The following is a 26,712-nucleotide window of genomic DNA, read 5'->3' on the forward strand; positions in this document are numbered from 1 at the left end:
TTCGCGGGTTAATTTAACGTTGAATCGTCTACATGTGGCGCAGCTTGATGTGCAGCTCCCGCAACTGTTTCTCGCCCACCGCGCTGGGCGCATGCGTAAGCAGGCATTGGGCACGCTGTGTCTTGGGAAAGGCGATAACATCGCGGATTGATTCAGTGCCCGCCATCATGGCAACGACGCGGTCAAGCCCGAAAGCGATGCCGCCATGGGGTGGCGCGCCATATTGCAGCGCTTCCAGCAAAAAGCCGAATTTTTCGTCTGCCTCATCAGCACCGATATTCAACGCGCGAAATACTTTCGACTGAATTTCCTGACGATGGATACGCACTGAACCGCCGCCAATCTCCGATCCGTTCAATACCATGTCATACGCCTTGGATAAGGCCCTCTCGGGATCGTTTTCCAGCAGATCCTCGTGACCATCCGCGGGAGCAGTAAATGGATGATGCAACGCCTTCCAGCGGTTTTCCTCTTCATCCCGTTCGAACATGGGGAAATCGACCACCCATAGCGGCTTCCACCCAGCTTCGGCGAGACCACGATCATGGCCGGCCTTTGCGCGTAGCGCGCCCAGTGCTTCGTTCACAACGTGGGCCTTGTCTGCGCCGAAGAAGATGAGATCACCGTTTTGCGCGCCGGTACGCTCCAGAACGATGTTCACCACGCTCTCAGACAGAAATTTCAGTATCGGCGATTGCAAGCCCTCCACCCCTTTTTCAAGGGCATTGACTTTGATGTATGCGAGCCCTTTCGCCCCATATATCGCCACAAAGTTGCCGTAGTCGTCTATCTCCTTGCGTGACAGTTCGCCGCCACCCGGCAGCAGAAGCGCGGCTACCCGTCCGCCAGGCCGTTGCGCCGCTTCGCGGAATACCTTGAAATCCACTTCCCTCATTACATCGGTGAGCTCGGTTAAAACCAGCGGAACGCGCAAATCGGGCTTATCTGAACCGTAGCGTGACATGGCTTCTGCGTACGGCAGGCGCGGAAAAGGGTTCGGCAGATCGATATTCATGGCGCTCTTGAACACGCCGCAAATCATTTCTTCCATCAGCGCCATGATTTGGGCTTCGTTCAGAAAAGACGTCTCAATATCGATCTGCGTGAATTCAGGCTGCCGGTCGGCCCGTAAATCCTCGTCGCGAAAGCATTTGGTAATCTGGTAGTAGCGGTCGAAGCCGGCAACCATCAGCAGTTGCTTGAACAATTGCGGCGACTGCGGAAGAGCAAAAAAATGCCCGACGTTAACCCGCGACGGCACCAGATAATCGCGCGCGCCTTCCGGCGTTGACTTGGTGAGCACTGGCGTCTCCACGTCCAGGAAACCGTGCTGATCGAGGAATACGCGAATCGCCATTGCTACCTTGTAGCGCAACCGCAGGTTTGCCTGCATTTGAGGACGCCGCAGATCGAGATACCGGTGCTCCAGCCTCACGGATTCGCTCAGGTTTTCATCGTCCATCAGAAATGGCGGAGTCAACGACGTGTTGAGAATTTCGATCGATTGAACCAGCACCTCAATCTCGCCGCTCACCAGATTCGGATTAACCGTCCCGGCTGGGCGATGCCGCACAGTGCCTGCGACTTTGAGAACAAACTCGTTGCGAATTTTTTCTGCAATCCCGAAAGCCTCCGCATTATCCGGGTCGCATACCACCTGCACCAGGCCTTCTCGATCGCGCAAATCGACAAAAATAACGCCGCCATGATCGCGGCGGCGATGCACCCAGCCGTAAAGCGTAATTGTTCGGTTCAGGTATTTGGTATCGATAAGGCCGCAGTAGTCAGTTCGCATGGCGAGTCGATCAGTGGAAAAGTAAGGGAATCAGGGTTTTTCGCTCGGCGTCGAATTGACGGTGTTGGCGCCATGCAGCAGCACCGCCTGCGATGGGGTAGGATGTTTTTTTCCGTTGCCGGGCGCGACCACGCCCATGGAAATGATGTACTTCAGCGCTGCGTCCACGCTCATGTCGAGTTCGATCACGTCGCTTCTCGGCATCATCAGGAAAAAACCGGAGGTAGGGTTGGGCGTGGTAGGCACATAAACGCTCACGTACTCGCCCTTGAGATGATTGACCACATCGCCCCCCGGCGACCCGGTCATGAACGCGATTGTCCAGGAACCCTGGCGTGGATACTGCACGAGCAGCGCCTTGCGAAAAGCCTCGCCCTGACTGGAAAACAGAGTATCGCTGACCTGCTTGACGCCATAATAGATAGACTTCACCACCGGTATGCGCCACAGCACGCCTTCCCAGAAGACCACCAGCCGCTGCCCGATAATGTTGGTGGTGGCGAGACCGGTCAGGAATACCACCAGCAGGGTCAGCACGGCCCCCATGCCTGGAATGTAGATGCCCACCAGGGTTTCCGGCTGCAGGCTGCGCGGAAGGAGCAACAGCGACTGGTCCATTGTGCTGATCAGAAATTTCAACGCCCAAGCGGTAATACCGAGAGGTACCCAGATCAGGAGCCCAGTGATGAAATAACGTTTCATGTATCGCAGCGGGTTAGTCGTCAACGCAGGCAGGGGATGCCGCCGGCGCAGCCGGGGTAGCGGTGTCGCTCTTCGCCGCACCGGTGTCGCTCTTCGCGGCAGCGCTTGTTTCGGCATCGGGTTTGGATTTAGGCTTTCCGCCATTCTTGAAATCGGTAGCGTACCAGCCGCTGCCCTTCAACTGAAAACCGGCGGCGGAAATGAGCTTCGCATAAGCATCGCTGCCACAGGCGGGGCAAGCCGTGATCGGCGCGTCGTTCACCTTTTGCAGGTACTCTTTTTCAAACCCGCAGGACCCGCAACGGTATTCATATATCGGCATGACATCCTCCAGCAAAAGCGGAATCGGGATAAAAAGGAATTATACCTTAACGAACCCATGAATAAGTTCTCCGCTGAGGACTCGTTCAGCAAAGGTTCCTTACCTGGGGCTAACCGCAAAATACGGGCCGTGAACGCGGTTACAAGTAGAAAGGGTAGAAAAATTACTAAACCAGCATCGCGCCTTCGCGGGACACGGGAAATTGTGCAGATTGATCGGGGATCGGGTAGAGACCAGCTAAGAACCCGGCTTAACTCACATTTATGATGAAATCATCACGGCGATGAGAGCGGAATGGGTTCTCCTGGCAGAAACGGTCAAAGGCAACGTCCCTGGCTTCCGATTCCGAGTTGGCGTCAACTTCGTAATTCGCCAGAACGCCACTGAAATTGGGGTGAGTGTCTATCGATGGGGCCACCGGGGTAATAAGAACTTTGTACTTCATTCCATCCCTCCGTTTCGTGTTTCAGTCGTCTCATCTTTTACATGCCTGTAACACAAGGATAGTACGTGCCGAGCTTCTTTGCAGCCCCTGTGTTCTCTATAGGATAGCGGAGCGGGCTGAGCAGTTACGATAGGCGCCGTAAACGTTGTTGCGCTTGATCGACGAGTTGAAAGCCGTAAGGAGAATGAGCTACTAGCAGCCCTGGAAAGATGAATGCTGAGCGTGGAGGGAATGGTGAGTTACTCCCTGGCCCTGGACGTTAAACCAAAAAGCCGCCTACAAACCTTGTTGCAACAGACTCTTATAATTTTAATTCGTCATTTATACCTGGTTTCGTATCCGGTTTTGAATTCTTTCCCCTGTTTTAGACCTTACTCCATCAGCTCCAACTCTAATCCTCAAACGCCTATTAGCCCCGTCAACATAAAATTTTAACTTTCCAGAAGATCACGGGTTGACCTATTAAACCAGAGATGCATGCAAGTTTAGAATCGTTACACCACTGCTCAGCTTGAGATAAGCTATCTCCCAAAACCAGAAAATCGAGATCTGCAAATATTTTCCGTTTATGGAATTGGGGGAGAAAGTCATGGAACTCATAGGTAAGCCGAGCTTTTTTGCCTAACTTGAAAAGGGCTAACATTTAAGAAGGTGTTTGATGAGTATTAGCGTAATTTTTGTACATGGACTAGGTGGGGGAGCATCAACATGGGGATCATTCCCTCAACTTATTACTGAAGATACGGATTTAGACGTCAACGTCGATTTCATGGTTTACCCGTCCCCTTTCTTGGGAATCAAGTGGAACATTTTTCAGCGTGACTTCCAGTCGATCGAAGACTTGGCTAAAACACTAAGAACTTTAATCGAGAACAAACATGGCGATGCCGATGAGATTGTTCTTGTTGGCCATAGTTTGGGTGGCCTAATCATCCGAAAATACCTATTGGAAGAAAGGATAGCGGGAAATAAACCGCGAGCTGGGAAGGTGATACTGTATGCAGTTCCCAATAACGGTGCGCCTCTAGCGTTAATTGGTAGAGCGATTTCTATTCATAAAAACCTTCATCTTTGGCAATTAAGGGAAAACTCCGGATTCGTAAAGCAGCTAAACGAAAGTTGGGCTCGGTCAAGAATTGAAGATGATGTAGAGATGACTGTTGTAGTCGCCGGGAACGATAAGGTAGTGAGTATAGACAGTGCTGAGGGACCATTTAAGCGCCTTCCGCCTCTCCAAATTTCCGGGGTAGGTCATTTGGACGTCGCAAAGCCGAGATGTTCTTCAGACATGTCGTTCCACATTTTAAAAAACGCGATTTTGAAGAAGAAATATTTACCAAAATTTCAACCGCAAATACAAATTGGATCTGACTTCACTGGTTGGCAAAAGTATTCGGATTTATTCAAGTTCAAATTTTGTTTGGATGAAAACAGGCAACGCGTATTTGATTCATTGCTAACCGAACTTACTAAAGTGCGCTTGTTTCTTCGCATAAAAGGATTGTCGGGGTTAGGCAAAACTCGGCTCATCTATGAGGCAATACTTGCCTCCCCTCAAGAAATTAAAGACAAGGTACTGTACGTAAATGCCGCTGATGAGAGTTCTGGCTTAAGAAACTGGTTGAGACGAGCGATCGACCGGGGTTATAAAGGAATTTTGATTGTAGATAATTGCAAGCCAGAATTACATAAAGATCTAAGCGAAGAAGTTGCAAGAACAGACAGCAACGTTCTACTGATAACCTTGGATCATAGTCTTGACCGGTCGTCTGCCAGTACCCACGAATACCTAATCGGGCCACTTGATTTAATCCACATTAAAGCCTTACTTCAACCTGAATATGGGAACAGTATACCCGATTTAGATCGCGTCGCAGCGTTTGCTCAAGGCTTCCCTCAGATGGCGGTGCTTATCGCCAAAGCACGATTATTGAATGACCCGGAGGTCGGAAAATTAACGGATGATCAGCTGGCAGAGAGGTTGCTGGGAGACATTAATCAAACCGAGCAAGCAATATTAAGAGGTTGCTCATTGTTTGACCGGTTCGGATGCGAAGAAGCAGTGTCCGATCAGTACAAATATCTTGCAACTAAGGTAGTTAAAGTTACAGCTCCTGAGTTTTATAAATGTATAAAAAAATTTCAACAAAAAGGCTTGGTCGACATAAGCGGTCGTTATGCTCAGTTGGTGCCTAAGCCTTTGGCGGTACGTTTGGCTTCAGAGTGGTGGAATCAGACACATAGAGAAGAACAAGTGTCTTTCCTACAAGAAATTCCCGCGAATCTAGTTGAGCCATTCTGCCTTCAGGTAACGATGCTTTCATTTATTCCAGAGGTTAAAGAACTGACTCTAACTCTATGCGGGCCCCAAGGCCCTTTTGGGCAAGCGGAGGCGATCTTGTCGACCAGGGGTTCACGCCTCCTCCGCTCATTTGTTGAAGTGGACCCTATCGCCACATCCTCCGCCTTATTTCGCATCCTAAACAGCTTGAGCCATGAAGAATTAACCAATATTTCTGGGGATGTGAGGAGAAACTTGGTTTGGGCACTAGAAAAACTTGTCTTTCACGCTCGCGTTTTTGAAGAGGCAGCTTGGAGCTTAATGCTGCTTGCGTCAGCAGAAAACGAAAGCTGGAGTAATAACGCAACAGGGATCTTTTCGCATCTATTCGGAATTCACCTTCCAGGAACAGAAGCGGATTTTGCATTAAGGTTGCGTTTCCTTCAGAGAGCCATAGAGTTGAATGATAGCGACGTTGATAAAGTCGTTATCAAAGCCCTTAATGCCTCGGTGGAAACACATGGGGGCCGGCGCGCGATTGGTGCAGAGTATCAGGGAACTTCTGCGCCGCTGAAAGAGTGGCACCCTAGATTGTGGCAAGAAATATTTGATTATTGGGATGCTACTTTTGCGATCCTGGTGAAATTTGTCGAACGACGCAACGAAAATTCCCAGGAAGCACAAGAAATTATTGGCCGTTCTATACGACGTATGATTCGCCACGGCAGAATTGAAATGCTTGATCGCGCTATTACACGGTTGGTTGAGCTAAACGGACGATACTGGCCCAGCGCACTCGATAGTATAAAAAGTATATTTGAGCATGATACTAAAGATCTGCAACAGGAAGGAATGCACGCCCTCTCCGATTGGCTCGGGTTACTTGCGCCAGACGAAAAGAACCTCTCTGAAAGGTTAAAAATAGTAGTCGTGAATCCCCCTAGAGAATACCGGGAAGACGAACGGGGCGACTACATTGATCTGGCCGCATTGAACGCTGAGCAATTGGCGACCGAATTAAGTAAACACATTAATCAGGTAGCTGAATATATTCCTCTGCTGATTTCGGGTGAGCAAAAACAGACACTTGTTTTCGGTAAACGCTTGGCAACTGAATCTGAAGATGCTGAATTTTTGCTACAGCTGACCATGGCGGAGCTTGGTCGAGTCGAGAACGCTAACGAGTTGTTCGCGATGGGGTTGTTGAGCGGCCTTTATGTCCGATCAATTAACAGGTGGAACGCAGTTTTGGAACAATTCTCCACTGAAAAACATCTCATCAAATACTATCCCAACGCTCTCCGCAGCGGGGAAATGCAAAGCACTCATCTTTTAAAACTACTCGACCTCATTAGGGACGGGCAGTTGAAATCCAACTCTGCTTCCATCTTAAGCTATGGTAAAGCGACATCCCATCTAAGCAGTAAAGATATTTCTACATTCTGTCTAGAACTGGCAGAAATCGATGCTAGAGGCGCTTGGACTGCACTTGGCATTCTGTTCATGCATTGCTTTACTGATGATAATACGTTTAGCGAGAATAGACTCACCCTACGGAAACTCGTAACTAAGACCCCTCTAAATAATAACGAATTTATTGGTGGCCATATGGATATTTATCACTGGGTCGAGGTAACGAAGAAACTTTTAGCGACTGAAGGGCGACCATTTTGTGAAGATGTCTGTCGGCATATAATTGCCGCATCCAATGACCAACTTGATTATGGCGATATTTCCAACTCTATAAAACCTCTACTCATAGACATAATGAAAGCCTACGGCGAAGCTGTTTGGCCCATTTTCGGTGCTGCTATTGTTTCGGCGAAACCGATACAACTCTTCTGGCTCCAAGAGCTTCTTGAACGGGATGGAGCACGCTCAGCCGCTCAACCTAGTGTCTTTGCGCTGTTGCCTTCGGACTTTGTAATCGAGTGGTGCACACAGAACTTGAAAATAGCTCCATTTTTTGTTGCTAGAACGATAGATGTCTTTGATGAAGGTCCTGACGGTGTTAAACAGCCCACCGCACTTTTTATTGCCTTGCTAGAAAACTTTGGAGGACTTGAGAGGTTTCGAAGTGAATTATCAGCCAACCTTGGAACGGGTACGTGGTGCGGGTCCCTTGTCCCCTATTTGCAGTCTGATAAAAATGCTCTGTCACCATTGCTTCATCATGCGCATGAGAACGTTAGGTCTTGGGTTCGAGAATATATCGCCTATCTCGATAGTGCTATAAAGCACGAGTCCATGATGGATGACGAGGATAGGCTCGGGGTACGCTGATAGCGCCTAGGCTGTGTTCCGCGAGCCATTGTGCGCGAGGACGAATTCAACTTCTGAACCGTCTACTTGGCGGGGAGCTTGCGATGGAGCGAAGAAATACCGTCTCTCTCGTCAAATTGACGAGGCTACAAGGAAATGTCGGCGTACGCTGAGGTATGGAGAAATCCGAGGACTTGCTAGACGTTAAACCTGAAATGCATTACGTCGCCATCCTTGACGACGTATTCCTTGCCCTCCAGCCTCATCTTTCCCGCCTCCTTCGCGCCCTGCTCGCCGTTACAGGCAATGAAGTCGTCGTAGCCGATGACCTCGGCACGGATGAAGCCTTTCTCGAAATCGGTATGGATCACCGCAGCGGCCTGCGGCGCGGTGTCGCCCTTCGATATGGTCCATGCGCGCACTTCTTTCACGCCGGCAGTGAAATACGTCTGCAAGCCAAGCAACTGGTAGGCGGCACGGATCAGGCGATTTAGTCCAGGTTCCTCAAGATTCATATCCGCAAGAAAGATCTGCTTATCCTCATCCGGCATGTCGGCAATTTCCGCCTCCAGTGCGGCGCAGATGGCGACAACCGGTGCGCCCTCGCCCGCCGCGTACTCCTGCACGCGTTCCAGCAGGGGATTATTCGTGAAACCTTTTTCGTCGACGTTGGCAACGTAGATCGCGGGCTTGGCCGTCAACAGGCACAAGGGCTGCAACAGCTGCTCTTGTTCTTTGTCAAGCCCCAGGCTTCGGACAGGCTTCCCCTGGTCAAGGTGCGCCCGCACCATTTCGAGCAGCGCCACAAACTTGATCGCTTCCTTGACCCCCGATTTGGCAAGTTTGCTTTCGCGTTGCAGCGCTTTTTCCAATGTAGCCAGGTCAGCCAACGCCAATTCGGTCTGTATGGTTTCAATATCCGAAATTGGATCAACGTTCCCGGACACATGCACAACGTTGTCATCGGCGAAACATCGCACCATGTTGATGATGCCATCGGTTTCTCGAATGGTAGCAAGGAACTTGTTGCCCAGTCCCTCCCCCTTGGAGGCGCCCGCAACAAGGCCAGCGATATCTACAAACTCGACAATGGCAGGCTGTATCTTTTGCGGCTTGACGATTGCAGAGAGTGCGGCGAGGCGCTGATCAGGAACTTCGACAATGCCTATATTGGGCTCGATAGTGCAGAACGGATAATTTTCGGCGGCGATCCCCGCCTTGGTCAACGCGTTGAAGAGAGTGGATTTCCCGACGTTGGGCAGACCAACGATACCGCATTTGAGGCTCATAATTTAATCTGTTGTGAACGACTGGCTTTGGACCGATGTGACGGAACGAGGCGCATGCCTCGAAGCCGGAAGAGAAGCGATGCGGCATTATTTCGCACGGCTTATTTTTCCTCTTTATCCTTGGTGTGCAACTTCATCATTGCAGCCTGGCAATTACCTTGCGCGATCAGCGGCCAAACCTCCAGACTGCGCTCGATAGCCTCGTCTATGAGGTCCGACTCTTCTCTGCGGGGGGGCTGCAACACATAATTCACCACCGCATTCTTATCGCCTGGATGACCAATGCCAATGCGCAAGCGCCAGAAATTCCGCGTCGCAAGATGCGCCGCGATATCCTTCAACCCGTTGTGGCCCCCCAACCCGCCGTCCAGCTTTAGTCTGGATGTGCCCGGCGGTAAATCCAGTTCGTCGTGGACCACGAGCATTTGATCGGGCTCGATTTTATAAAAGCGGCACAACGCGGCAACGGCGCGTCCGCTCGCGTTCATATAGGTCTGCGGATTGAGCAGCCACAGTTCGGACTCGCCTTGGCCGATACGTGCGCATAGGCCGTGAAATCTGGGTTCCGCTTTTAACGCAACGCCTAATTGATCGGCCAGCCGCGATATCCACCAGGTGCCGGCGTTATGGCGCGTAGCGGTGTATTCCCTGCCCGGGTTGCCAAGACCGACAATGAGTTTCATCAAACGCGACGAGTGAAAAAACCTGTGCTATTAAAAAGAAAACCCGCCGGAACCGGTTTAAGTCCAGCGGGCCCACATGAAAAAACGGCAGAGAAACCGCAGGTATTATTTCTTCTTCCCAGCGTCCTTTTTTTCGCCTTCCTTGGCAATACCCTCTTTCTTCTGCACGGTGGTTGGAACCTCCGTCGCAGCCACTGCGGCAGCCGCTTCGTCGGCAGCAACCGCGCGGGGAATGACAATGGTGGCGACGGGCAAGTCGTCCCCCTTTATAAGAGATGGAATTTCCACACCCTCGGGCAGCGTCAGGTCGCTCAAGTGCAAGGTGTTACCAGCAGCGAGATCAGCCAAATCAACCTGAATAAACTCGGGCAGATCCTTCGGCAAACACGAAACATCGAGTTCGGTAAGCACGTGGCTGACGAGACCAGAGGAAAGCTTAACCCCTGGCGCAATATCCGCGTTAATGAAGTGCAAGGGCACTTTCATGTGAATTTTTTTGTTGGGATCGACGCGCTGGAAATCGATATGCAGGACTAGAGGCTTGAACGGGTGCATTTGGATATCACGCAAAAGCACGGTTTCTTTCTGGCCCTCAACCTCCATCGACAGGATGGACGCATGGAAGGCTTCCAGTTTGAGCTGATGAAAGAGGTTGTTATGGTCCAGCTCGATGGGCTGTGCCGGATTTTCTCCGCCGTAAATGATTCCGGGCACCTTGCCCGAACCACGCAGGCGGCGGCTCGCACCTGTGCCCTGCAATACGCGCTTGTTGGCGCTGATTTCGATCTGCATTATTTTCTCCAAAATGTGGATCACCCGCGACCAGATGATTCCGGTTATTAAAACTTGTAGACCTTACTTACGCTGTAAAAGCTGATTCCGGCAAAGAGAGGTATCCTTCTACTCCATGAACAGCGAACTTACTGAATCCTCGTTGCTGATCCTCAACATTGTTTCCGCCAGCAGACTCGCCACGCTCAACTGCTGAATGCGCGCACAGGTTTTAGCATCCTCCCGTAGGGGAATGGTATCCGTAACCACCAGCTTATCCAGGGCGGAACTCGCAATCCGCTCCACCGCGTTACCGGACAGAACCGGATGCGTGCAATAAGCCAGGACGCGTTCCGCCCCATGCTCCTTCAGGGCTCGCGCTGCTTCACACAATGTATTGGCGGTGTCCACCATATCGTCCATGATGACACATGTGCGCCCCTGCACGTCACCGATGATATTCATTACCTTTGCAACGTTGGCCTTGGGACGCCGCTTGTCGATAATGGCGAGATCGCACTCCAGCCGTTTTGCCATTTGCCTGGCGCGTACGACCCCTCCGACATCGGGAGAAACCACCACCAGATTCTGAAAATCGCTTTTCCATAAATCACCCAACAAGATGGGCATACTATAGATATTATCGACCGGTATATCGAAAAAGCCCTGAATCTGATCCGAGTGAAGGTCCATGGTCAGCAACCGGTCGATTCCAACGGTGGTCAGCATATTCGCCACGACTTTCGCCGTGATGGGGACCCGGACAGAACGCGGCCTTCTGTCCTGGCGGGCGTAGCCGAAATACGGGATTGCCGCCGTGATGCGCCCGGCCGACGCGCGCTTCAGCGCATCCACAAGTACCAGCAATTCCACCAGCGTATCATTGGTCGGCATGCAGGTAGATTGCAATACGAATACATCCTTGCCCCGCACATTCTCAAGGATTTCCACCATCACTTCGCCATCGCTGAAGCGCCCTACCGTTGCACGCCCAAGACGGATATTGAGATGCCGCACCACATCATGCGCCAGCTTGGGATTGGCGTTCCCGGTAAAAACCATCAAGCTATCGTAGGCCATGACTGGAAGTTTTAGGTTAAAAAAGCTCTAAACCGGGAACCGGGGTGCACGCGAATGACGCGGTTAACGCCATGTGATCGACTCGCCCCGGATTTCGAGACTTAAAACTGGCTGGGGAGGTAGGGATCGAACCTACGAATGCCGGAATCAAAATCCGGTGCCTTACCACTTGGCGACTCCCCAGTATCACTGTTCCACAAAATCATGCAAGGGATGATGATCCAATCCCCGCGCTACGAAACCACACATATCGGATGGGAGCTGGCTTAGTGCCGCTCTTGCTGTGGGCTCAGCGGCGAACTCGGCAAAAACACAAGCGCCGGAGCCCGTCATAGCCGCCATCCGCGGGCTGTCAAGCTGCTTGAGCCATTCCAGGCAGCGCGCTACCTCGGGATAAAGGCGGCATACCACCGGCTCAAGATCATTATGCCCGTGCTCGACCGAAAAGGGCGGTATTTTGATTGGAATCGTGTTTCGTGTCAATTCCTTACTGCCAAAAACCTGAGCGGTTGGTACTTGGGCGGACGGCGTGAGGACCAGATACCAGGCCGGTGGCAGGTCGATGGGTACAAGTTTTTCGCCGATACCTTCAGCGAAGGCACTCTTACCAAAAATGAACACAGGCACATCCGCTCCCAGTTTGACCCCAAGCTGGATCAGCCGGTCCCGTGGCCAGTTCAGCCCCCACAAGCGATTTAGGGCCAGCAAGGTCGTGGCTGCGTCCGAACTTCCCCCGCCAAGGCCGCCTCCCATCGGGATGCGCTTTTCCAGAAGAATATCCACGCCGCTGGACACGCCACTCTCCTGTTGCAGCAAGCGTGCGGCGCGCACGCACAAATCCGTGTCTTCGGGCACGCCGGGTATGGGCGACAGCAGCTTCACGGTACCGTCGTGTCGCAGGACGAAATTCAGTTGATCGGAGAAATCAATCAGGCGGAAAACCGTTTGCAAAAGGTGATAGCCGTCCGCCCTGCGCCCTACAACGTGCAGGAACAGGTTGAGTTTCGCCGGAGCGAGGCAGGCAAGCCTGGACACCTTCGCATCAGTCATTAAGGGAAATCCAGGTATCAATCACGAGTTTTATTTGTAGGCCGTTGCGTGTGAGCATCAATAACTTCGGGAGGGCGACTTGTCCCTGCATAGCCTGCGATGGCGAGCCGGGAAAATAACTTGAGTAACCGATCTCCCATCCGTCCTGTCTGATAGCCACAACGCGCCCATCCGGACCCGTGTCTATCGCCGCTGTGGTAGCAGGAGAATTCGTGCCCTGGACCCAATATTGCAACCCCATCAGGGGCAAACGCCAGCCGAGCACCTGTTCAGTCAGGCTCTCCACATCGCTCGCGTAATAATTCTCCTGCTCCGAAGTGGCCAGATGAACACCTTCAGAAGTCCGCTGAATCTGTGCCAGAGTTTGCCCCAGCGGATTGAGCAGCAGGATTTCGTCGCGGCTACCGGAGTGTTGCCATTGCACGCCACCCGAAAAACTTTCTTTGCCGCCTTTTACCGACGCCCTGCCAACCAGCGCGAAAGCCGCCGACTGAGCATTGGCCATCTCTGCCACAGGCTCGGCGATGACAGTACTGATAGCCGTTTGTGGGGCAGGAGGGGCAAGAGCCGCGCACCCTGCAATAAATTGCGGCAGGAGAACGAGGCCCCACCAGCGAGCAAAAAAACGGTTTTTTAAGGGCAAACTGGCTCCGGTCAGGGTTCGAAACGGCTCTAGGCCTCCTGCATAAGCCATCTTTCCGCCGTGCTGCGCTACTTCATGAATTTCTTCATGGTACTGAGCAGGGCTTCATTGCCGGGATGGTTCTTTAGCGTCGTACGCCAGATTTTTTCCGCCTCATCCTTCGTTCCCTGCACCCAAAGCACCTCCCCCAGATGGGCGGCAATTTCAGGGTCGGGATTGAGCACGTAAGCTTGCTGCAGGTAACTGAGCCCCTGATTGATGTTGCCCATACGGTAGTGTACCCAGCCGAGACTGTCCATGATGTAAGGATCGTTGGGCGAAAGCGCGATCGCTTTTTCTATGAGTTCCAGAGCCTCCGGCAGCCGATCGCTATGCTCGGCAAGACCGTAGCCGAGCGCATTGTACGCGTGAGCATGATCCGGCCTCAACTGGATCAGCTTGCGCAAATCCGACTCCATGATGTCGTGCTTCCCGATTTTTTCCGCCGCCAGGGCGCGGTCATATAGCAGGTCGGGATAATCGGGTAGTTTTTCCAGGCCCTTGCTGAGTAACTGAAACGCTTTCTGATACTCGCCCGATTCCCGTAGCAATTGCGCTTCGGCAATCATCAACTGGGCGCGTTGCTGGTCATTCGTGGCCGGTAATTGCCTCAGGTGCTGCAGCGCTTCGTTCGTCTTGCCCTTTTTGCTCAGCAGGAGGGCATACTTGATTTGTGCCGGGATATACTGATTCCCGCTCGTCACTGAGCGGTACCACTCCATTGCCTGATCAATTTGCTGATTTCTTTCATGCAGGCTACCGAGATAAAAGCGCACCATACCGGCATCGCGGTATTCCAGTTCCAGCGCTCTCTTGAAATTAGACTCCGCCACATCGTAGTCGCGCAACTCCATCGAGAGCAGGCCCACAGCCACGGCTACGTCCGCATTGTCCGGATTTTCCTTCAGCAAGCGCTGAAACTCGTCTCTCGCCTTGCTGTAATTTTTTTCCGCCAGCAGCAACCGGGCATAGGTGACCCGCGTATCGTTGGCTTTGGGATAATTCTTGAGATACTCTTCGTAAAACTGGAGTGCGCTTGCATTGGAATTACGCGCCAGTATTCGTCCTTGATAAATCGCGGCCATCTCCCACTCCGGTCGCAGCGCCAACGCCTGTTTCATTTCGGTCAGCGCAATATCGAATTCGTTGGCGAACCACGCGGCCTGGGACACGGCAAAATGGGCTTCCGGCAGCTTTGGATAAGGCGCGGCAAGTTGCTTGACCAACTCAAAAGTCGCGTTTTTATTGGGGCTGCGTACCAGCAGGGTGTTCAACTGCATGAAAGCCTCATCAATATTATTTCCTGCTGCCGCGAGAAATTTTTCGAGATGAGGCCGGGCTTCATCCAACCTGTCGGCACTTACAAGCAGCGCCGCCAGCGTCTGTTGGGCGGTCACCGATTCCGGACTGACCTCTACCCAGATCTGGGCTGCTTCAAGCGCCGGTACAGCCTGGCGCGACTGAAGCGCGATTTCAGTTGCCCGCTGTGCCACTCGCGGGTCCCGGGTCGTTCTTGCAAGCTTCAGATAGGTACGAATGGCGATTTCCTGGTCGCCACGCTGCAAGGCCGTTTCCGCCACCAGAAAATCAAACAGCATGGGTGAAGTCAGGTCCTGCACGGGCAGTTTTGGCTGACCAGCACGAAGCTTTTCCGCCCGCTTGTCCGCATTGATATCGGTTTTCGCCGGAATCTGCGCACAGGCAGCAAGAAAAAGCAGCGCTAATGCGCCAGGAATTCTAAGACTCATGGAAAAATCCAGACTAAGGTTCGAAAAGGGCTCTAACTGGCGGGATTGTCCTTCAGTACAGGGCACATATTAGGTATATTTTACGCTTATCACAAGTGGACACCGATACGGATGATCCTCCAGGTTTATAGGCAGCCCCCTAAAATCAAAGTTCCGCCCTTCGCTCTCGTAGTGAGCGCGGCAATGCGAGCAGGATGTGATAAATGAGCTCGATATGCTGTAAGTTGGACTCTTCGCAGGTCACGTCATGACCGGACAAATCAAGCCTGCCATTCTTGCTCGCGGCTTATCCCGCCAATTCGGCCGGCGTATAGTCGTCCATGATCTCGATCTGGAACTCGGCCATGGCGAAGTGCTCGGGTTTCTTGGCCCGAACGGTGCGGGCAAGTCGACTGTCATGCGCATGCTAACCGGCAACCTCGCTCCCAGCACGGGCAGTATCGAAATATGCGGGATCAATTTGATGGACAGGCCAGAAGAAGCCAAGATCCGGATGGGATATCTCCCCGAGACACCGCCACTCTACCGGGAGTTAACGGTGAACGAGTATTTGCGGCTTGCAGCAAAACTGCATCGTGTAAACACCTCAAAAGCTTCGTCCGCCCTCGACATGGTTACCCAGCGGTGCGGGCTGCGCGGCACAGGCGAACGCCTGATTGGCTTGCTGTCCAAGGGCTACCAGCAGCGCGTCGGAATCGCTCAGGCAATCATCCACGATCCAGATGTAATCATCCTCGATGAACCCACCGCGGGACTCGATCCTAACCAGATACGCGAGATCCGAAGCCTTATCCGTGAACTCGGCGCAGAGCGCAGCGTCATTGTTTCCACTCACATCCTGCCCGAAGTGGAAAGCATATGCGACCGCGTGCAAATTGTTAACGAGGGCCGAACGGTATTCACGGGCTGCATCGCGATGCTGAAAGAAAAAGGCATCGGCCTGGAGGCAGTGTTCCTGCGTTCCACAATGGGTTCGGACAGTTTTGAAGACGCCTGATCGGATGTTCACGATCGCTCAAAAGGAATTAAAAATACTGTTTTGCTCGCCGCTGGCCTGGGTGATATTGGCGCTGGCGCAGGTGGTCTTGGCATGGGTTTTTCTGGCGCATCTCGATACTTTTCTCCAAATTCAGCCGCAACTGATCAGGATTGCCAATCCCCCCGGGGTCACCGAAATGATTGTCGCGCCATTATCTGCAATGGCTGCCGTCGTGCTGTTGACCGCGACCCCGCTCTTGACCGCGCGCCTTATCGCCGAAGAACGCCGTAACCAAACCCTGACATTCCTGATCTCCGCCCCGGTTTCGATAAGCGACATCGTGCTGGGTAAATTTCTCGGGCTGATGATCTTCTTCAGCACCATAATTGCTTTGGTTGTCGCTTTATCCGTTTCGCTGCTATTGGGCGGTTCGCTTGATTTTGGCCTGTTACTGAGCAATATCGCCGGATTATGCCTGATATCCGCCTGCTTCACTGCTCTCGGCTTATATATCTCATGCCTCAGTGCTCAACCTGCCACAGCCGGTGCGGGCACGCTGGGCGTCCTGCTGGGCCTCTGGGTCGTGGATAATGTTACCGCCGAGAGCACCGACGGCATCGCCCGCGACCTCTCGCTGCTCGCTCATTATGCAAACTTCAATCGCGGCATGATCGACAGTTTTGATCTTGCGTACTTTGCGATTTTCACTCTGATCTTTCTGGTGCTGTCTATCCGCAGACTGGATGGCGAGCGTTTGCATGGTTGAGCCATGTCCGCGATGAACAGTAAGCGGCGCTGGCACTGGCTGGTGCAGAGTGGCCTGTTTTTGGCGCTGGTGGCCGCGCTCGCGGGTCTGCTGGGTTATCTGGCATGGGAAAACCGAATTCAGTGGGATGTCAGCCACAACGCGCGCAACAGTCTGAGCCCGGCCTCGATCGACGTGCTGAAAAACATGAACGGTCCCATTGCGATTACCGTTTATGCGACGGCACAGGATGCGCAACTGGGAAACATATCCAAGATAATTGGTGACTTCCTCGCGCTCTATCAACGCATCAAACCCGATCTGACCATTACTTTCGTTGATCCGGACGAGCACCCGCAGCGCGCGCAAGCAGCGGGTGTCCAGGTCAACGGCGAGACAGTGGTGGAATTTAATGGCAGGCAGGAACGTCTGGCAACATTCGACGAACAGGCGCTGACAAATTTACTGATGCGCCTGGCGCGCTTCGGCGATAAACGGGTAATGGGTCTCGCCGGACATGGGGAGCGCAGGCTCGACGGCATCGCCAGTCGCGATCTCGGAGAATTCGGCAAGCAATTAACGTCCAGGGGCTTCACCGTCCGCGTAAACAACCCGGCGATTATTGGGGACTTACCCGTGGATACAAGCGTTTTGATTATTACTTTACCGCAAGTTGACCTGTCAGAGGGAACGGTAGAAAAGTTGCTTGTTTATGTCGAACGAGGTGGTAATCTTTTGTGGCTTGTGGACCAGGAACCGCTGCATGGGTTGCAACCGCTGGCTGAGAGACTGGGACTGACTCTGACTGCGGGAGTCGTGGTTGACCCTCAAGCCCAGCAATTGAGAACCCCTGTTACATTTGCGCGGGGCGCGAGCTATGCCCAGCACCCGGTCACCAATAATTTCGACTACCCTACCATCTTTCCCTTTGCCCGCCAGATTGCGCTCAATGAGAGCGAGGATTGGCACAGTGTTGCCCTTGTGGAAACAGCGCAAAGCGGATGGGTGGAAACCGGTAAGCTCGATAGCGGCCTCGCCTTCGATCCGATGTATGATGTATCCGGTCCTGTCCCGATCGCCGCTGCAATGAGCCGCACCGTGCAGGACCACGAGCAGCGGATTGTCGTGATCGGTAGCGGCCATTTTCTTGCTAACGCCTATCTCGGCTACGGAAAGAATCTGGATTTCGGCATTAATGTCCTCAATTGGCTGGCGGCCGATGACGATCTCATCGCCATTCAGCCTCGAGCGACACTCGACAGCAATCTGCAGTTGGCCGAACCCGCGCTGACGATGATAGCCTGGAGCTTTCTGATCGTCTTGCCGCTGATTTTTCTGACAAGCGGCGCAATGATCTGGTGGAACCGGCGAAGGAAATGAACTCCCTGCCCTCCGTTTCAGCATGAAGAGAGGAAAGGCCGGGTCGCTTGCGAATGCCGGCTGACCATGAGTCCATGAGTTTAAGGACACTGCTGAGATGCCGCTCGAAACTCGGTTTACATTCTCAGTTTATATTTGCGGACTATTCACTTGCCTGAATTACCTGAAGTCGAAGTCACCCGGCGGGGGATCGTATCCCATCTGGAAGGCCGTCGCATAGCGGGGGCGCAGATAAGAAATCCCAATCTGCGTTGGCCGGTCCCTCCTGATCTGGACCAAACACTCCGGGGTGCCGAAATTCACCAGGTAACGCGGCGCGGAAAATATATCTTGTTGGATTGCGGCGAGGGGACGTTGATCCTGCATCTTGGTATGTCCGGCAGTCTCAGGTTGCTGCCGCCCAGCGCAATTACGCCGCCGGAAAAGCATGACCATGCCGATCTGGTTCTGGATAATGGCGTGGTTCTGCGCCTGCGTGACCCGCGGCGCTTTGGCGCGATACTCTGGGCGTATCCAGACGTGATGAACCATGCGTTGTTGGCGCAGCTTGGGCCCGAGCCGCTCACGGAAGGCTTTACCGGAACCCTGCTGTATAGGAGAACCAGGGGGCGGCACGCGAGCATCAAGGAGGTGTTGATGAATAGTCACATCGTTGTAGGGGTGGGGAACATTTACGCTAATGAAGCGCTTTTTCGCGCGGGCATTGCTCCCATGACCGCTGCGGGCCGGCTGGGAGCAACCCGATGCGAAAGATTGGTGCAAGCGATAAAGGTCACGCTCGATCTGGCGATTGAAGCGGGCGGCAGCAGCTTGCGCGATTTTGTTGATAGCGGGGGAAATCCGGGATATTTTCAGCAGCAGTACTGGGTGTATGGCCGTACCGGCAAGCCCTGCCGCAAGTGCGGGACAGCCATCTCCCAAATAAGGCAAGGACAGCGCTCAAGTTTCTATTGTCCGCATTGTCAAAAATGAGCCAGAGGGAGTACCGCATTTTCTCTGTATCGTGATGAACCTTTCTCACCCCTGCATCGTTTGCATCTATTGATGCTTATGCCGCCATCGGCGTATCTCATTGCCCTCCAAGGTGCCTAATAAAAAAGGGATTACAGTGCGCATTACTTTTATCGGCGGGGGCAACATGGCTTCCGCCTTGATCAGCGGCCTCTTGCAGCAGGATTTTTCGCCCATCCAGCTTTGCGTCGTCGAAATAAGCCCTGAGGGACGAGAAAAACTACAGCATGCATTTAACGTGCAAGCGGTGGCCAGCCTTGCCCAGGGTGTAGCCCATGGCGACGTAATAGTCCTCGCTGTAAAACCCCAGCAACTGCCCACCGTGGCCCGGGAACTCGCTCCGCTGCTTGAAAACCATCTGATTATCTCTATCGCCGCCGGTATTCGCGCGGGAGACATCTCCCGGTGGCTGGCGGGTCATACTCGCGTCGTGCGGGCCATGCCCAATACTCCGGCATTGATTCGAGCGGGCGTTACCGGCCTCTACGCCAGGGCCGAGGTGACCGTGGAGGAGAAACGCAACGCCGAGGCCATACTTGGAGCGGTAGGCTCTGTGCTCTGGGTCGAGAGCGAGGAATTGCTGGACGCGGTGACCGCAATCTCCGGCAGTGGTCCGGCTTATGTATTCTATTTTATCGAGGCAATGCAGATTGCGGCGCGTGAATTGGGCTTAACCCCGGCTCAGGCGCGGCAGATGAGCGTTGACACCTTTCTCGGCGCGGCCAGACTTGCCAGTGAGAGCAGCGAAGATGCCGCCGTGCTGCGCGCCAGGGTCACGTCGCCCGGCGGCACGACTGAGCGCGCGATAGCGAATTTGGAGCAAGACGGAGTCAAACGCGCAATTGTCCGGGCAGCGCATGCGGCAAGCCAGCGCTCACGCGAACTGGCCGATGAGTTCGGCAATAAATAAAATCCATTCACTGTTGCTTTGAGGATTACGTATGCTCAACCAGATGCTTATATTTCTCCTCGACACCTTGCTGGGATTATTTTCTCTGGCATTGCTGCTGCGTTTCCTGATGCAGTTGCTGCGCGCACCCCACCGCAACCCATTTTCGCCATTCCTTATCGCACTGACCGATTTTCTGGTACGGCCTGCCCGCCGCGTGATTCCCGGCTTCCGGGGAATGGATCTCGCCACTTTTCTGCTGGCATGGCTTATCCAATTACTCTTACTGGCGGCAGTTCGAACGCTGCAGGGTTATGACTTCAGCTCTTCTATCGGGATTGCCATCGGCGGGCTTGCGCTCCTGGCGCTGGTAGCGATTATCAAGATGACGATTTATATCATAATGGTAGCGATAATCGCGCAGGCACTACTTTCCTGGATCAATCCCTACAGCCCGCTGGCACCGGTACTCGACAGTTTCACCCGACCGTTTCTCGGAGCTATCCGCGCGCGCATCCCGCCAATCGCTAATATAGATCTGTCTCCGTTATTTGTTTTAGTGATTATTCAACTGTTGCTGTTTGTCGTAGCAGGGATGGAGAGACAAATCTCCCACCTGTTTTAACTCGGCTCTTGATTTAATCTCAAGTGAACGCAAACGCTTAACGCTCCCGTCCCTATCCTCGCAAGCGAAAATAGTTAAACCCACGTGAACAGTCGTAGCCACGCTATGTTAATGCATGACGTCATCTCCTGCGCATAACGCATGGTGTCGCAGCCATCCCCGCGGTGGCCGGCTTACCCTCATTCTGCACATACAGCCCGGCGCGAAACGAACGGAAGTAGCGGGATTGCATGGCGACGCGCTGAAAATCAGAGTTGCTGCGGCGCCGGTGGAAGGGGCGGCTAACGCCGCGCTGATGGCGTTTCTGGCCGAAGTATTTGGCGTGCCGCAATGTCAGGTCATACTCAAGCAGGGAAACAAGTCACGGCGCAAGGTGATCGAGATTAACCAAGCTGTAGGGGGCCCCGAAGTCCTGTTCCGTCAAATCCACGATGGGAATACGAATTAATTCCCGCGATCATTTCATAGCGTTTCGGCATCCCTCGCGTCGGCGCCGAACCCGGCAATAAGTCCCGGCTTATTTAGCAATCGTAATACTGGGGACACCCGTGCGGGGTAAATCGGTAATCGTCATCTGAAACAACAGATACAACATCTGGAAGGCGTCGCGGTTCCAGCGGGCGAGCGGTCCGGTGGTGTTTACCGCGTAGTGACGATTATGCGAATGAATTGACAGATCCGCACCCGGAAGCGCCGAGTCGGAAACAACGAGTTCCATCGTGGAGACCGGGTTTTCGTTTCGTGCAATGGGTGGAGTGCGCGGGTCTCGCTCGACGTGGTACTCGGGCTCGTCGCCGAGGGAACGGCCGAGGAAGCCGAGAATGGACTGGAAGCTTCTCAGCCGGAAAGTTCCCCGAATGGGCCATTCCCCTCCTGAACCGTGGGGGCGGATGTCGAAGGCGACATCGTTGGTGTTCGTGTTTCCTGCCTCGTTGCTTAACCGGATGCGTTCCTCGGAAGGTAAGGTATTTGGATCATAATTGGTGATGAGGATCGGGCCCGGCACGTTTTTGCGAAGCGTATAAGTATTGTCCTGTTTGTTATAGAGGACAAAAAACTCTTTCTCCAGAACCTGAAAACCCTCAGCGGTAACTGCCCCGGCGGGAATGATCCACGTGCGTTCGAGGGTCAAGGGTTCGACATGAAGCTGGTTTTGGTCCTGGATAGCGGAAAGATGCAGCACCACGCGACGGAACATCTCATACCCCTGTGAATCGGAGGGCAGATTTCGATAGGCAATCCGTTCGGTGGGCTGTTGGAGGCGTACTTCCTGCGCCATGAGTCTCAGCAGCAGGTCGATGTCGTAGCGCTGACGAAGCAACAGCGTCAGCTTGGCTTGCTGAAACGGGGCTAGAAGCCGCTTGGTGAATTCTTCTCCTTCAATGGGGACAATGCTGATGGTGGGATTTTCAGCGACAGTGGCGCCAAAAATCGGCATCAATACTGCTCCGGCGAGCCCCCCCAGCGCAGGCGTGGCCCCGGCATTGAAGCGAAAATCGAAGGTTGCCGCAACGTTCGATACACCCGTGAAATGTAGGGGCTGGTGATGATGGGCCCGCGCGATATTCGCCAGCAATTGCTTAGATGCCGCACTCGTAATGGCCTCGTCATAGGCGGAGACTGCCCGGTTGAGTGCTATGGGTGATGCACAGCCGGACAACGCCATCGCGGAGATCAGATAAAGCAGCGCATAAAATAAAGGCATGTACCCTCTTTTCCAAATCTGCTTTGGGGCTATCAAACGAAACGACGCCAGGCGAAAGATAGCGGCTGAAACGGCCGACATCACTCGCTGCTTATATGAAGGAGCAATGCTTGGGCGTGCTCGGACAGTGTTCGATCCATCGTGGGGGACCAGCTGGAACTCCGCCAGCGCCTCTCTGGTCTATTACCTACCGGCAAGACGAGGCCATAAACCTGTTTACCTGTTTAACCGTGCCAGTCATTCGATCGCTGCATCGGACATATGCCCAGCCTGTGAACTCAATGTCTCGATGATTGAGCCCCCTTGCTCTAGTTTAAGCGCTCGATTCAACTCGACATTTTGCACTAAATTGGGCGGACGGGCGATTTTTTGCTATATTTGCGCTATATTTTCAGGTGCGGCAACAGGGAAAGCCAGATCTGCAGAGAGGAGGATCACATGAAAAAGATTTTGATCTTGATCGCGTCCGCCTTCATCTTGACCGGGAACTGGACAGGGGCCTTGGCCGAAGACGGCGTAGGCAGCCCCGGCGATCCGGGAAAGGTCTCCCGCACCATCGAGATTACCATGGTGGAAAACCGTTTCAAGCCTTCTGAAATAAGCGTGAAACAGGGAGAAACAATTAAATTTTTGCTTAAGAATGAAGGCAAAAAGCAGCATGAGATGATGATCGGCTCACCTGACGAAATCGATGAGCATGGCAAAATGATGAAAAAACACCCTGAGAAGGAACACCATGACGAGCCCAATATGATCAGCGTCAACGCTGGCGACACTCGCGAACTGGTATGGCACTTCGCCGATGCGGGCACCGTCAGTTTCGCCTGCCCGTTGCCAGGCCACTTCAAGGGCATGAACTTTCCCGGCATGAAAGGAACAATCAACGTGGAAGCCAAATGAAAATAGCAAAACATGTATTACTAGCAGGATCCTTTCTCATCAGCGGTTTGCCGGCGGTCACGCAGGCCGCTCCGACGACGGTCGAGGTCTACAAAAGCTCCACATGCAAATGCTGCGCAAAATGGGTAGACCATATGCGCGCGCACGGCTTCACTGTGAACACCCACGATGTGGGTAACAAAGAGGCACGGGAGCGCGCCGGCATTTCTACGACGCTGGGTTCATGCCATACCGCCCTGATCGACGGTTATGCGGTTGAAGGTCATGTACCCGCAGCGGATATCAAGCGATTGTTGAAAGAGCGTCCACGGGCCATTGGCCTTACCGCACCGGGTATGCCCCATGGCTCTCCTGGTATGGAAGGCGCGCGCAGCGATCCTTATGACGTGCTGTTGATCAATAAACAGGGCGATACGAGCGTATACAGCCGCCACCTTCCTTCCGATCCGAAAGAATCCATGATGAGACTGAAATGAGAGGATTGCAATCTCCTCTCTGCTCTCGTCGCGTTGAATAAAAAGAACTTGGCCCGTCGCATTCGTTACATCCCGCCGACGGGCCAACCGTAAAGGCTATCCTCATGAACATTCGTTTTTTTCTGCTGATCGGCATGGCCGGAATTATTGCTGCATGCGGCGAGTCCAAGTCCCCCGCACCTTCAAAGGCCCCCGCAGAGACATCAGCGCCTGCAGCACCAGCGGTGCCAGCGGCACCCGCCCAGCCGTCCTCTTCCGCTGTCGAGTCGGAAACCACTGTTAAGGAAACGGCGCCTTCAGCTACTGCTCCGGTGGAACAGCCGAAAAACCTGGCGGCGCGTAAGCTGGATCCGGAAAAGATCAAGCGTGGTGAGGCTGTCTATCGTGCCAACTGCGCGAGTTGCCACGGGTCAAATGGGGAATCCACGCCAGGTTGGCGGACCCCCGGGCCCGACGGCAGATATCCGCCACCGCCGTTGGACGGTAGCGCCCATGCGTGGCATCACTCAACCGAAACGCTGGAAAAAATGATTCGGGAAGGTAGCCCAGGTCCCGGGGGCATGCCACCCTGGGATGGAAAATTGACGAATCAGCAGATCGATGATGTGATTGTGTGGATCAAATCACTGTGGCCAGACGACGTGTATGATATCTGGCTGAAGGAAATTGAACAAAAGCCGCAGCCGAAACAAAAATGACGCTAACCAGCGCCCTGAGTCGAAAACCTCTGTAACAAGTCCCATGGGATGGAAAACTTGTTCAGAGGTTTAACAACGCTTAGGCGGGCTCGGCTTTACGCACATCCTTCTCTTCCTTCTTCACGGCAGCTCGGGCTGGCAGCTTTTCCCGAATACGCGCAGATTTGCCCGAACGGTCCCGCAAGTAATACAGCTTGGCTCGGCGCACGTCGCCGCGCCGCTTGATTTCAATACTGGCGATCAGTGGCGAATAAGTTTGGAAAGTACGTTCGACACCTTCTCCACTGGACACTTTACGCACAGTGAAAGCGGAATTCAGACCACGATTGCGTTTTCCGATGACAATGCCTTCATAAGCCTGAATACGCTTGCGGTCGCCTTCTACCACTTTGACGTTAACCACAACGGTGTCCCCGGTGGAGAAGTCCGGGATTGTTTTACCCAGACGGCTGATTTCTTCGCTCTCAAGTTGTTCGATCAGATTCATTTTTCTACTCCTTAGCTTTTTTGCTTTATATTCCTCGGTTGCTGCTGCTTTCAATTGATTCCGTAGGATCGCTGAAATTCCTCCAGCAATCTTTTTTCCTCGCCGGTCAGGCCGCTCTCGACTTTCAACGCCAGCAAATCCGGGCGTCTCAGCCATGTCCTGCCCAAAGACTGTTGCAAACGCCAGCGTTTTATTCTGGCATGATGTCCAGACATTAACACGTCGGGTACCACAGTACCGTAGTAAACCTCGGGCCGCGTGTACTGCGGGAAATCAAGCAACCCGTTGGTGAAGGATTCCAGGCTGGCCGATTCAGGGTCCCCGAGCACGCCGGGCATTTGCCGTACCATACAATCTATCAAAACCATGGCGGCCAGTTCACCGCCGGAGAGTACATAATCCCCGATAGAAATTTCGTAATCCACCTGCCGCTCGATCAGGCGCTCATCTACGCCTTCGTAGCGTCCGGCAAGCAGTACGAGGGCAGGTAACTCGCATAACTCCAATACCACCTGATGATTCAGCGGGCGTCCCTGCGGGGAAAGGTACACCACCTTCGGGGCGCTCACGGTACCGAGGCTATTTACACTTTGGCGGCTTCTTGCCGCCGTTATGGCCCTTTCCAGGGGTTCCGCCAGCATCACCATTCCCGGACCCCCACCATAGGGCCGGTCATCCACGGTACGATGATTATCTTCCGTAAATTCGCGCGGGTTCCAGGTATGTAAGCGATAAATTCCGTTTGTGCTGGCCCGTCCGGTAACGCCGTACTTCGTAATCGCCTCGAACATTTGAGGGAAAAGCGTGACGACATCAAACTCAAAAGCCATGACTAGTAGTCCAGGCCCCAGTCTACCGTGATTCGCGCCGCCTTCAAGTCCACCTTGACAATTACCTCAGGAATGAAAGGAATCAGTCTTTCTGCGTCGCCTTCTCTCGGGCTTCGCACTTGAAGGACGTCATTGGCGCCGGTTTCCAGTAGCCCGGTCACGACTCCCAGCTCTTCACCAAGCACATTAACGACTCCAAAGCCCATCAGGTCTGACCAATAGTACCCCTGCTCACCGCTTTCGGGTAAGACTGGCAACTGGCTGCGAGGAACGCCAACCTGCAATCCCTTCAACTGCATTGCCGCTGTACGATCATCGTATTGCTCAAGTAAAGCAACCAGGATACTTCCGTGGACCTCGCTCGCAAGTACTCTATGCTTACGCCAATCGCCGTTGCCTGTGCCTAACCACCAGACCGGGTAGTCCAGCAACCCATCTACATTTTCCGTATATGGAAAAATCCTGATCCAGCCTGATACTCCGAAGGGCCCGGCAACACGGCCCAATACGACGATCAGTTCTGCTGGTCCGGGGGGTTCAGCTTGCTGCGGCTTTTTGCTTCGCGCCAAAATCTTTGACAAGTCTCGTCACAGTATCAGATAGCTGAGCACCTTGCGATTGCCAATATGTAACGCGATCCAGCTGAACACGCAACGCTTCTTCCCCTTCAGCCGCCCTGGGGTTATAAAAACCGATACGCTCAATAAACTTGCCATCACGGGCATTACGAGAATCAGCTACTACCAGGTTGAAAAACGGGCGTTTCTTTGCGCCGCCACGCGCGAGTCGAATAGTAACCATATGTGCCCTATGAGGGTTCAAAACCGAAAAGGGTGTGATTTTACGGCAATTTTTACGTTATTAGCAAGTTATAAAT

Annotated in this window: 27 protein-coding genes and 1 tRNA gene; 11 read left to right on the forward strand and 17 right to left on the reverse strand. The window is 53.3% G+C overall.

Annotation, left to right across the window (positions count from 1 at the left end; all coding sequences use genetic code 11):
* Positions 1 to 28: 28 nt before the first annotated feature.
* The 4 genes from aspS to R5L00_RS04735 all read right to left on the reverse strand — a co-directional run bounded on the left by aspS (position 29) and on the right by R5L00_RS04735 (position 3,264).
* On the reverse strand, positions 29 to 1,795 hold the full coding sequence (aspS, locus tag R5L00_RS04720) for an aspartate--tRNA ligase (protein ID WP_317653586.1): 1,767 nt from the start codon (positions 1,793 to 1,795) through the stop codon (positions 29 to 31).
* A gap of 30 nt (positions 1,796 to 1,825) precedes the next feature.
* The gene (locus R5L00_RS04725) at positions 1,826 to 2,497 is read right to left on the reverse strand and encodes a DUF502 domain-containing protein (protein ID WP_107693822.1); all 672 of its coding nucleotides are present in this window, start codon (positions 2,495 to 2,497) and stop codon (positions 1,826 to 1,828) included.
* A 13-nt stretch (positions 2,498 to 2,510) separates the two neighbouring features.
* Positions 2,511 to 2,819, reverse strand: coding sequence for a zinc ribbon domain-containing protein (locus tag R5L00_RS04730; protein ID WP_317653587.1), 309 nt, complete (start codon positions 2,817 to 2,819; stop codon positions 2,511 to 2,513).
* Between the two features lie 250 nt (positions 2,820 to 3,069).
* Complete coding sequence (locus R5L00_RS04735) at positions 3,070 to 3,264, reverse strand: hypothetical protein (protein ID WP_317653588.1); 195 nt, start codon at positions 3,262 to 3,264, stop codon at positions 3,070 to 3,072.
* Positions 3,265 to 3,922: 658 nt separating this feature from the next.
* On the opposite strand from R5L00_RS04735, the gene R5L00_RS04740 reads away from it, so the two are divergent.
* On the forward strand, positions 3,923 to 7,828 hold the full coding sequence (locus R5L00_RS04740; protein WP_317653590.1) for an esterase/lipase family protein: 3,906 nt from the start codon (positions 3,923 to 3,925) through the stop codon (positions 7,826 to 7,828).
* Between the two features lie 176 nt (positions 7,829 to 8,004).
* Here the strand turns inward: R5L00_RS04740 and ychF are convergent, their stop codons facing one another.
* From ychF to R5L00_RS04780, 8 genes are all read right to left on the reverse strand, one after another.
* Positions 8,005 to 9,096, reverse strand: a complete 1,092-nt coding sequence (ychF, locus tag R5L00_RS04745) for a redox-regulated ATPase YchF (RefSeq protein WP_317653592.1) — start codon at positions 9,094 to 9,096, stop codon at positions 8,005 to 8,007.
* Between the two features lie 101 nt (positions 9,097 to 9,197).
* The gene (gene pth, locus R5L00_RS04750; protein ID WP_317653594.1) at positions 9,198 to 9,779 is read right to left on the reverse strand and encodes an aminoacyl-tRNA hydrolase; all 582 of its coding nucleotides are present in this window, start codon (positions 9,777 to 9,779) and stop codon (positions 9,198 to 9,200) included.
* A 105-nt stretch (positions 9,780 to 9,884) separates the two neighbouring features.
* Positions 9,885 to 10,571 (reverse strand): 50S ribosomal protein L25/general stress protein Ctc, encoded by a 687-nt coding sequence (locus R5L00_RS04755; RefSeq protein WP_317653596.1) that lies wholly within the window; start codon positions 10,569 to 10,571, stop codon positions 9,885 to 9,887.
* A gap of 108 nt (positions 10,572 to 10,679) precedes the next feature.
* Positions 10,680 to 11,630, reverse strand: a complete 951-nt coding sequence (locus R5L00_RS04760) for a ribose-phosphate pyrophosphokinase (protein WP_317653597.1) — start codon at positions 11,628 to 11,630, stop codon at positions 10,680 to 10,682.
* A 108-nt stretch (positions 11,631 to 11,738) separates the two neighbouring features.
* Positions 11,739 to 11,813: transfer RNA gene (locus R5L00_RS04765), tRNA-Gln, on the reverse strand.
* A 3-nt stretch (positions 11,814 to 11,816) separates the two neighbouring features.
* Entirely contained in the window at positions 11,817 to 12,680 is an 864-nt protein-coding gene (gene ispE / locus R5L00_RS04770; protein WP_317653598.1) for a 4-(cytidine 5'-diphospho)-2-C-methyl-D-erythritol kinase, read from the reverse strand.
* Complete coding sequence (gene lolB, locus R5L00_RS04775) at positions 12,673 to 13,374, reverse strand: lipoprotein insertase outer membrane protein LolB (protein ID WP_317653599.1); 702 nt, start codon at positions 13,372 to 13,374, stop codon at positions 12,673 to 12,675. Before lolB ends, ispE begins: the two co-directional genes overlap by 8 nt.
* A gap of 17 nt (positions 13,375 to 13,391) precedes the next feature.
* Positions 13,392 to 15,110, reverse strand: coding sequence for a tetratricopeptide repeat protein (locus R5L00_RS04780; RefSeq protein WP_317653600.1), 1,719 nt, complete (start codon positions 15,108 to 15,110; stop codon positions 13,392 to 13,394).
* A gap of 247 nt (positions 15,111 to 15,357) precedes the next feature.
* On the opposite strand from R5L00_RS04780, the gene R5L00_RS04785 reads away from it, so the two are divergent.
* The 7 genes from R5L00_RS04785 (at position 15,358) to R5L00_RS04815 (ending at position 21,187) form a co-directional block, all read left to right on the forward strand.
* Positions 15,358 to 16,107 carry an ABC transporter ATP-binding protein gene (locus R5L00_RS04785; protein ID WP_317653601.1) on the forward strand — a complete coding sequence of 250 codons (750 nt, stop codon included), beginning with the start codon at positions 15,358 to 15,360 and terminating at the stop codon, positions 16,105 to 16,107.
* A 4-nt stretch (positions 16,108 to 16,111) separates the two neighbouring features.
* Positions 16,112 to 16,855, forward strand: a complete 744-nt coding sequence (locus R5L00_RS04790) for an ABC transporter permease (RefSeq protein ID WP_107693809.1) — start codon at positions 16,112 to 16,114, stop codon at positions 16,853 to 16,855.
* Between the two features lie 3 nt (positions 16,856 to 16,858).
* Positions 16,859 to 18,214 carry a GldG family protein gene (locus R5L00_RS04795; RefSeq protein ID WP_317653602.1) on the forward strand — a complete coding sequence of 452 codons (1,356 nt, stop codon included), beginning with the start codon at positions 16,859 to 16,861 and terminating at the stop codon, positions 18,212 to 18,214.
* 150 nt (positions 18,215 to 18,364) lie between these two features.
* A complete protein-coding gene (mutM, locus tag R5L00_RS04800) occupies positions 18,365 to 19,186 on the forward strand; it encodes a bifunctional DNA-formamidopyrimidine glycosylase/DNA-(apurinic or apyrimidinic site) lyase (RefSeq protein ID WP_317653604.1) in 822 nt (273 codons plus the stop codon).
* Positions 19,187 to 19,322: 136 nt separating this feature from the next.
* Positions 19,323 to 20,135 carry a pyrroline-5-carboxylate reductase gene (proC, locus tag R5L00_RS04805; protein ID WP_107693898.1) on the forward strand — a complete coding sequence of 271 codons (813 nt, stop codon included), beginning with the start codon at positions 19,323 to 19,325 and terminating at the stop codon, positions 20,133 to 20,135.
* Between the two features lie 31 nt (positions 20,136 to 20,166).
* Complete coding sequence (locus tag R5L00_RS04810; protein ID WP_317653606.1) at positions 20,167 to 20,739, forward strand: YggT family protein; 573 nt, start codon at positions 20,167 to 20,169, stop codon at positions 20,737 to 20,739.
* A gap of 115 nt (positions 20,740 to 20,854) precedes the next feature.
* Positions 20,855 to 21,187, forward strand: a complete 333-nt coding sequence (locus R5L00_RS04815; protein ID WP_317653608.1) for a DUF167 domain-containing protein — start codon at positions 20,855 to 20,857, stop codon at positions 21,185 to 21,187.
* 69 nt (positions 21,188 to 21,256) lie between these two features.
* Here the strand turns inward: R5L00_RS04815 and R5L00_RS04820 are convergent, their stop codons facing one another.
* On the reverse strand, positions 21,257 to 22,444 hold the full coding sequence (locus R5L00_RS04820) for a hypothetical protein (protein WP_317653609.1): 1,188 nt from the start codon (positions 22,442 to 22,444) through the stop codon (positions 21,257 to 21,259).
* A 438-nt stretch (positions 22,445 to 22,882) separates the two neighbouring features.
* On the opposite strand from R5L00_RS04820, the gene R5L00_RS04825 reads away from it, so the two are divergent.
* From R5L00_RS04825 to R5L00_RS04835, 3 genes are all read left to right on the forward strand, one after another.
* Positions 22,883 to 23,344: a cupredoxin domain-containing protein gene (locus R5L00_RS04825; RefSeq protein WP_107693804.1), complete on the forward strand. Its 462-nt coding sequence runs from the start codon at positions 22,883 to 22,885 to the stop codon at positions 23,342 to 23,344.
* Positions 23,341 to 23,820, forward strand: coding sequence for a DUF411 domain-containing protein (locus R5L00_RS04830; protein ID WP_317653610.1), 480 nt, complete (start codon positions 23,341 to 23,343; stop codon positions 23,818 to 23,820). Before R5L00_RS04825 ends, R5L00_RS04830 begins: the two co-directional genes overlap by 4 nt.
* Positions 23,821 to 23,924: 104 nt before the next feature.
* Positions 23,925 to 24,518, forward strand: a complete 594-nt coding sequence (locus tag R5L00_RS04835) for a c-type cytochrome (RefSeq protein ID WP_107693802.1) — start codon at positions 23,925 to 23,927, stop codon at positions 24,516 to 24,518.
* Between the two features lie 79 nt (positions 24,519 to 24,597).
* On the opposite strand, the gene rplS is transcribed toward R5L00_RS04835, so the two are convergent.
* Genes rplS through rpsP form a run of 4 tightly spaced genes read right to left on the reverse strand, consistent with a single transcriptional unit; the run spans position 24,598 to position 26,636 of the window.
* Positions 24,598 to 25,005 carry a 50S ribosomal protein L19 gene (gene rplS / locus R5L00_RS04840; RefSeq protein WP_107693801.1) on the reverse strand — a complete coding sequence of 136 codons (408 nt, stop codon included), beginning with the start codon at positions 25,003 to 25,005 and terminating at the stop codon, positions 24,598 to 24,600.
* A 50-nt stretch (positions 25,006 to 25,055) separates the two neighbouring features.
* Entirely contained in the window at positions 25,056 to 25,835 is a 780-nt protein-coding gene (trmD, locus tag R5L00_RS04845) for a tRNA (guanosine(37)-N1)-methyltransferase TrmD (protein ID WP_107693800.1), read from the reverse strand.
* A 2-nt stretch (positions 25,836 to 25,837) separates the two neighbouring features.
* Positions 25,838 to 26,350, reverse strand: a complete 513-nt coding sequence (gene rimM / locus R5L00_RS04850) for a ribosome maturation factor RimM (protein ID WP_107693897.1) — start codon at positions 26,348 to 26,350, stop codon at positions 25,838 to 25,840.
* Between the two features lie 22 nt (positions 26,351 to 26,372).
* The gene (rpsP, locus tag R5L00_RS04855; protein ID WP_091139203.1) at positions 26,373 to 26,636 is read right to left on the reverse strand and encodes a 30S ribosomal protein S16; all 264 of its coding nucleotides are present in this window, start codon (positions 26,634 to 26,636) and stop codon (positions 26,373 to 26,375) included.
* Positions 26,637 to 26,712 lie beyond the last annotated feature (76 nt).

The organism is Nitrosospira sp. Is2 (assembly GCF_033095785.1).
Classification (GTDB): domain Bacteria; phylum Pseudomonadota; class Gammaproteobacteria; order Burkholderiales; family Nitrosomonadaceae; genus Nitrosospira.

What these genes read in the sequence shown, in the direction of transcription:
- aspS (WP_317653586.1), bottom strand. Translation starts at nt 1,795, where the DNA reads ATGCGAACTGACTACTGCGGCCTTATCGATACCAAATACCTGAACCGA.
- R5L00_RS04725 (WP_107693822.1), bottom strand. Translation starts at nt 2,497, where the DNA reads ATGAAACGTTATTTCATCACTGGGCTCCTGATCTGGGTACCTCTCGGT.
- R5L00_RS04730 (WP_317653587.1), bottom strand. Translation starts at nt 2,819, where the DNA reads ATGCCGATATATGAATACCGTTGCGGGTCCTGCGGGTTTGAAAAAGAG.
- R5L00_RS04735 (WP_317653588.1), bottom strand. Translation starts at nt 3,264, where the DNA reads ATGAAGTACAAAGTTCTTATTACCCCGGTGGCCCCATCGATAGACACT.
- R5L00_RS04740 (WP_317653590.1), top strand. Translation starts at nt 3,923, where the DNA reads ATGAGTATTAGCGTAATTTTTGTACATGGACTAGGTGGGGGAGCATCA.
- ychF (WP_317653592.1), bottom strand. Translation starts at nt 9,096, where the DNA reads ATGAGCCTCAAATGCGGTATCGTTGGTCTGCCCAACGTCGGGAAATCC.
- pth (WP_317653594.1), bottom strand. Translation starts at nt 9,779, where the DNA reads ATGAAACTCATTGTCGGTCTTGGCAACCCGGGCAGGGAATACACCGCT.
- R5L00_RS04755 (WP_317653596.1), bottom strand. Translation starts at nt 10,571, where the DNA reads ATGCAGATCGAAATCAGCGCCAACAAGCGCGTATTGCAGGGCACAGGT.
- R5L00_RS04760 (WP_317653597.1), bottom strand. Translation starts at nt 11,630, where the DNA reads ATGGCCTACGATAGCTTGATGGTTTTTACCGGGAACGCCAATCCCAAG.
- ispE (WP_317653598.1), bottom strand. Translation starts at nt 12,680, where the DNA reads ATGACTGATGCGAAGGTGTCCAGGCTTGCCTGCCTCGCTCCGGCGAAA.
- lolB (WP_317653599.1), bottom strand. Translation starts at nt 13,374, where the DNA reads ATGGCTTATGCAGGAGGCCTAGAGCCGTTTCGAACCCTGACCGGAGCC.
- R5L00_RS04780 (WP_317653600.1), bottom strand. Translation starts at nt 15,110, where the DNA reads ATGAGTCTTAGAATTCCTGGCGCATTAGCGCTGCTTTTTCTTGCTGCC.
- R5L00_RS04785 (WP_317653601.1), top strand. Translation starts at nt 15,358, where the DNA reads ATGACCGGACAAATCAAGCCTGCCATTCTTGCTCGCGGCTTATCCCGC.
- R5L00_RS04790 (WP_107693809.1), top strand. Translation starts at nt 16,112, where the DNA reads ATGTTCACGATCGCTCAAAAGGAATTAAAAATACTGTTTTGCTCGCCG.
- R5L00_RS04795 (WP_317653602.1), top strand. Translation starts at nt 16,859, where the DNA reads ATGTCCGCGATGAACAGTAAGCGGCGCTGGCACTGGCTGGTGCAGAGT.
- R5L00_RS04810 (WP_317653606.1), top strand. Translation starts at nt 20,167, where the DNA reads ATGCTCAACCAGATGCTTATATTTCTCCTCGACACCTTGCTGGGATTA.
- R5L00_RS04815 (WP_317653608.1), top strand. Translation starts at nt 20,855, where the DNA reads ATGACGTCATCTCCTGCGCATAACGCATGGTGTCGCAGCCATCCCCGC.
- R5L00_RS04820 (WP_317653609.1), bottom strand. Translation starts at nt 22,444, where the DNA reads ATGCCTTTATTTTATGCGCTGCTTTATCTGATCTCCGCGATGGCGTTG.
- R5L00_RS04825 (WP_107693804.1), top strand. Translation starts at nt 22,883, where the DNA reads ATGAAAAAGATTTTGATCTTGATCGCGTCCGCCTTCATCTTGACCGGG.
- R5L00_RS04830 (WP_317653610.1), top strand. Translation starts at nt 23,341, where the DNA reads ATGAAAATAGCAAAACATGTATTACTAGCAGGATCCTTTCTCATCAGC.
- R5L00_RS04835 (WP_107693802.1), top strand. Translation starts at nt 23,925, where the DNA reads ATGAACATTCGTTTTTTTCTGCTGATCGGCATGGCCGGAATTATTGCT.
- rplS (WP_107693801.1), bottom strand. Translation starts at nt 25,005, where the DNA reads ATGAATCTGATCGAACAACTTGAGAGCGAAGAAATCAGCCGTCTGGGT.
- trmD (WP_107693800.1), bottom strand. Translation starts at nt 25,835, where the DNA reads ATGGCTTTTGAGTTTGATGTCGTCACGCTTTTCCCTCAAATGTTCGAG.
- rpsP (WP_091139203.1), bottom strand. Translation starts at nt 26,636, where the DNA reads ATGGTTACTATTCGACTCGCGCGTGGCGGCGCAAAGAAACGCCCGTTT.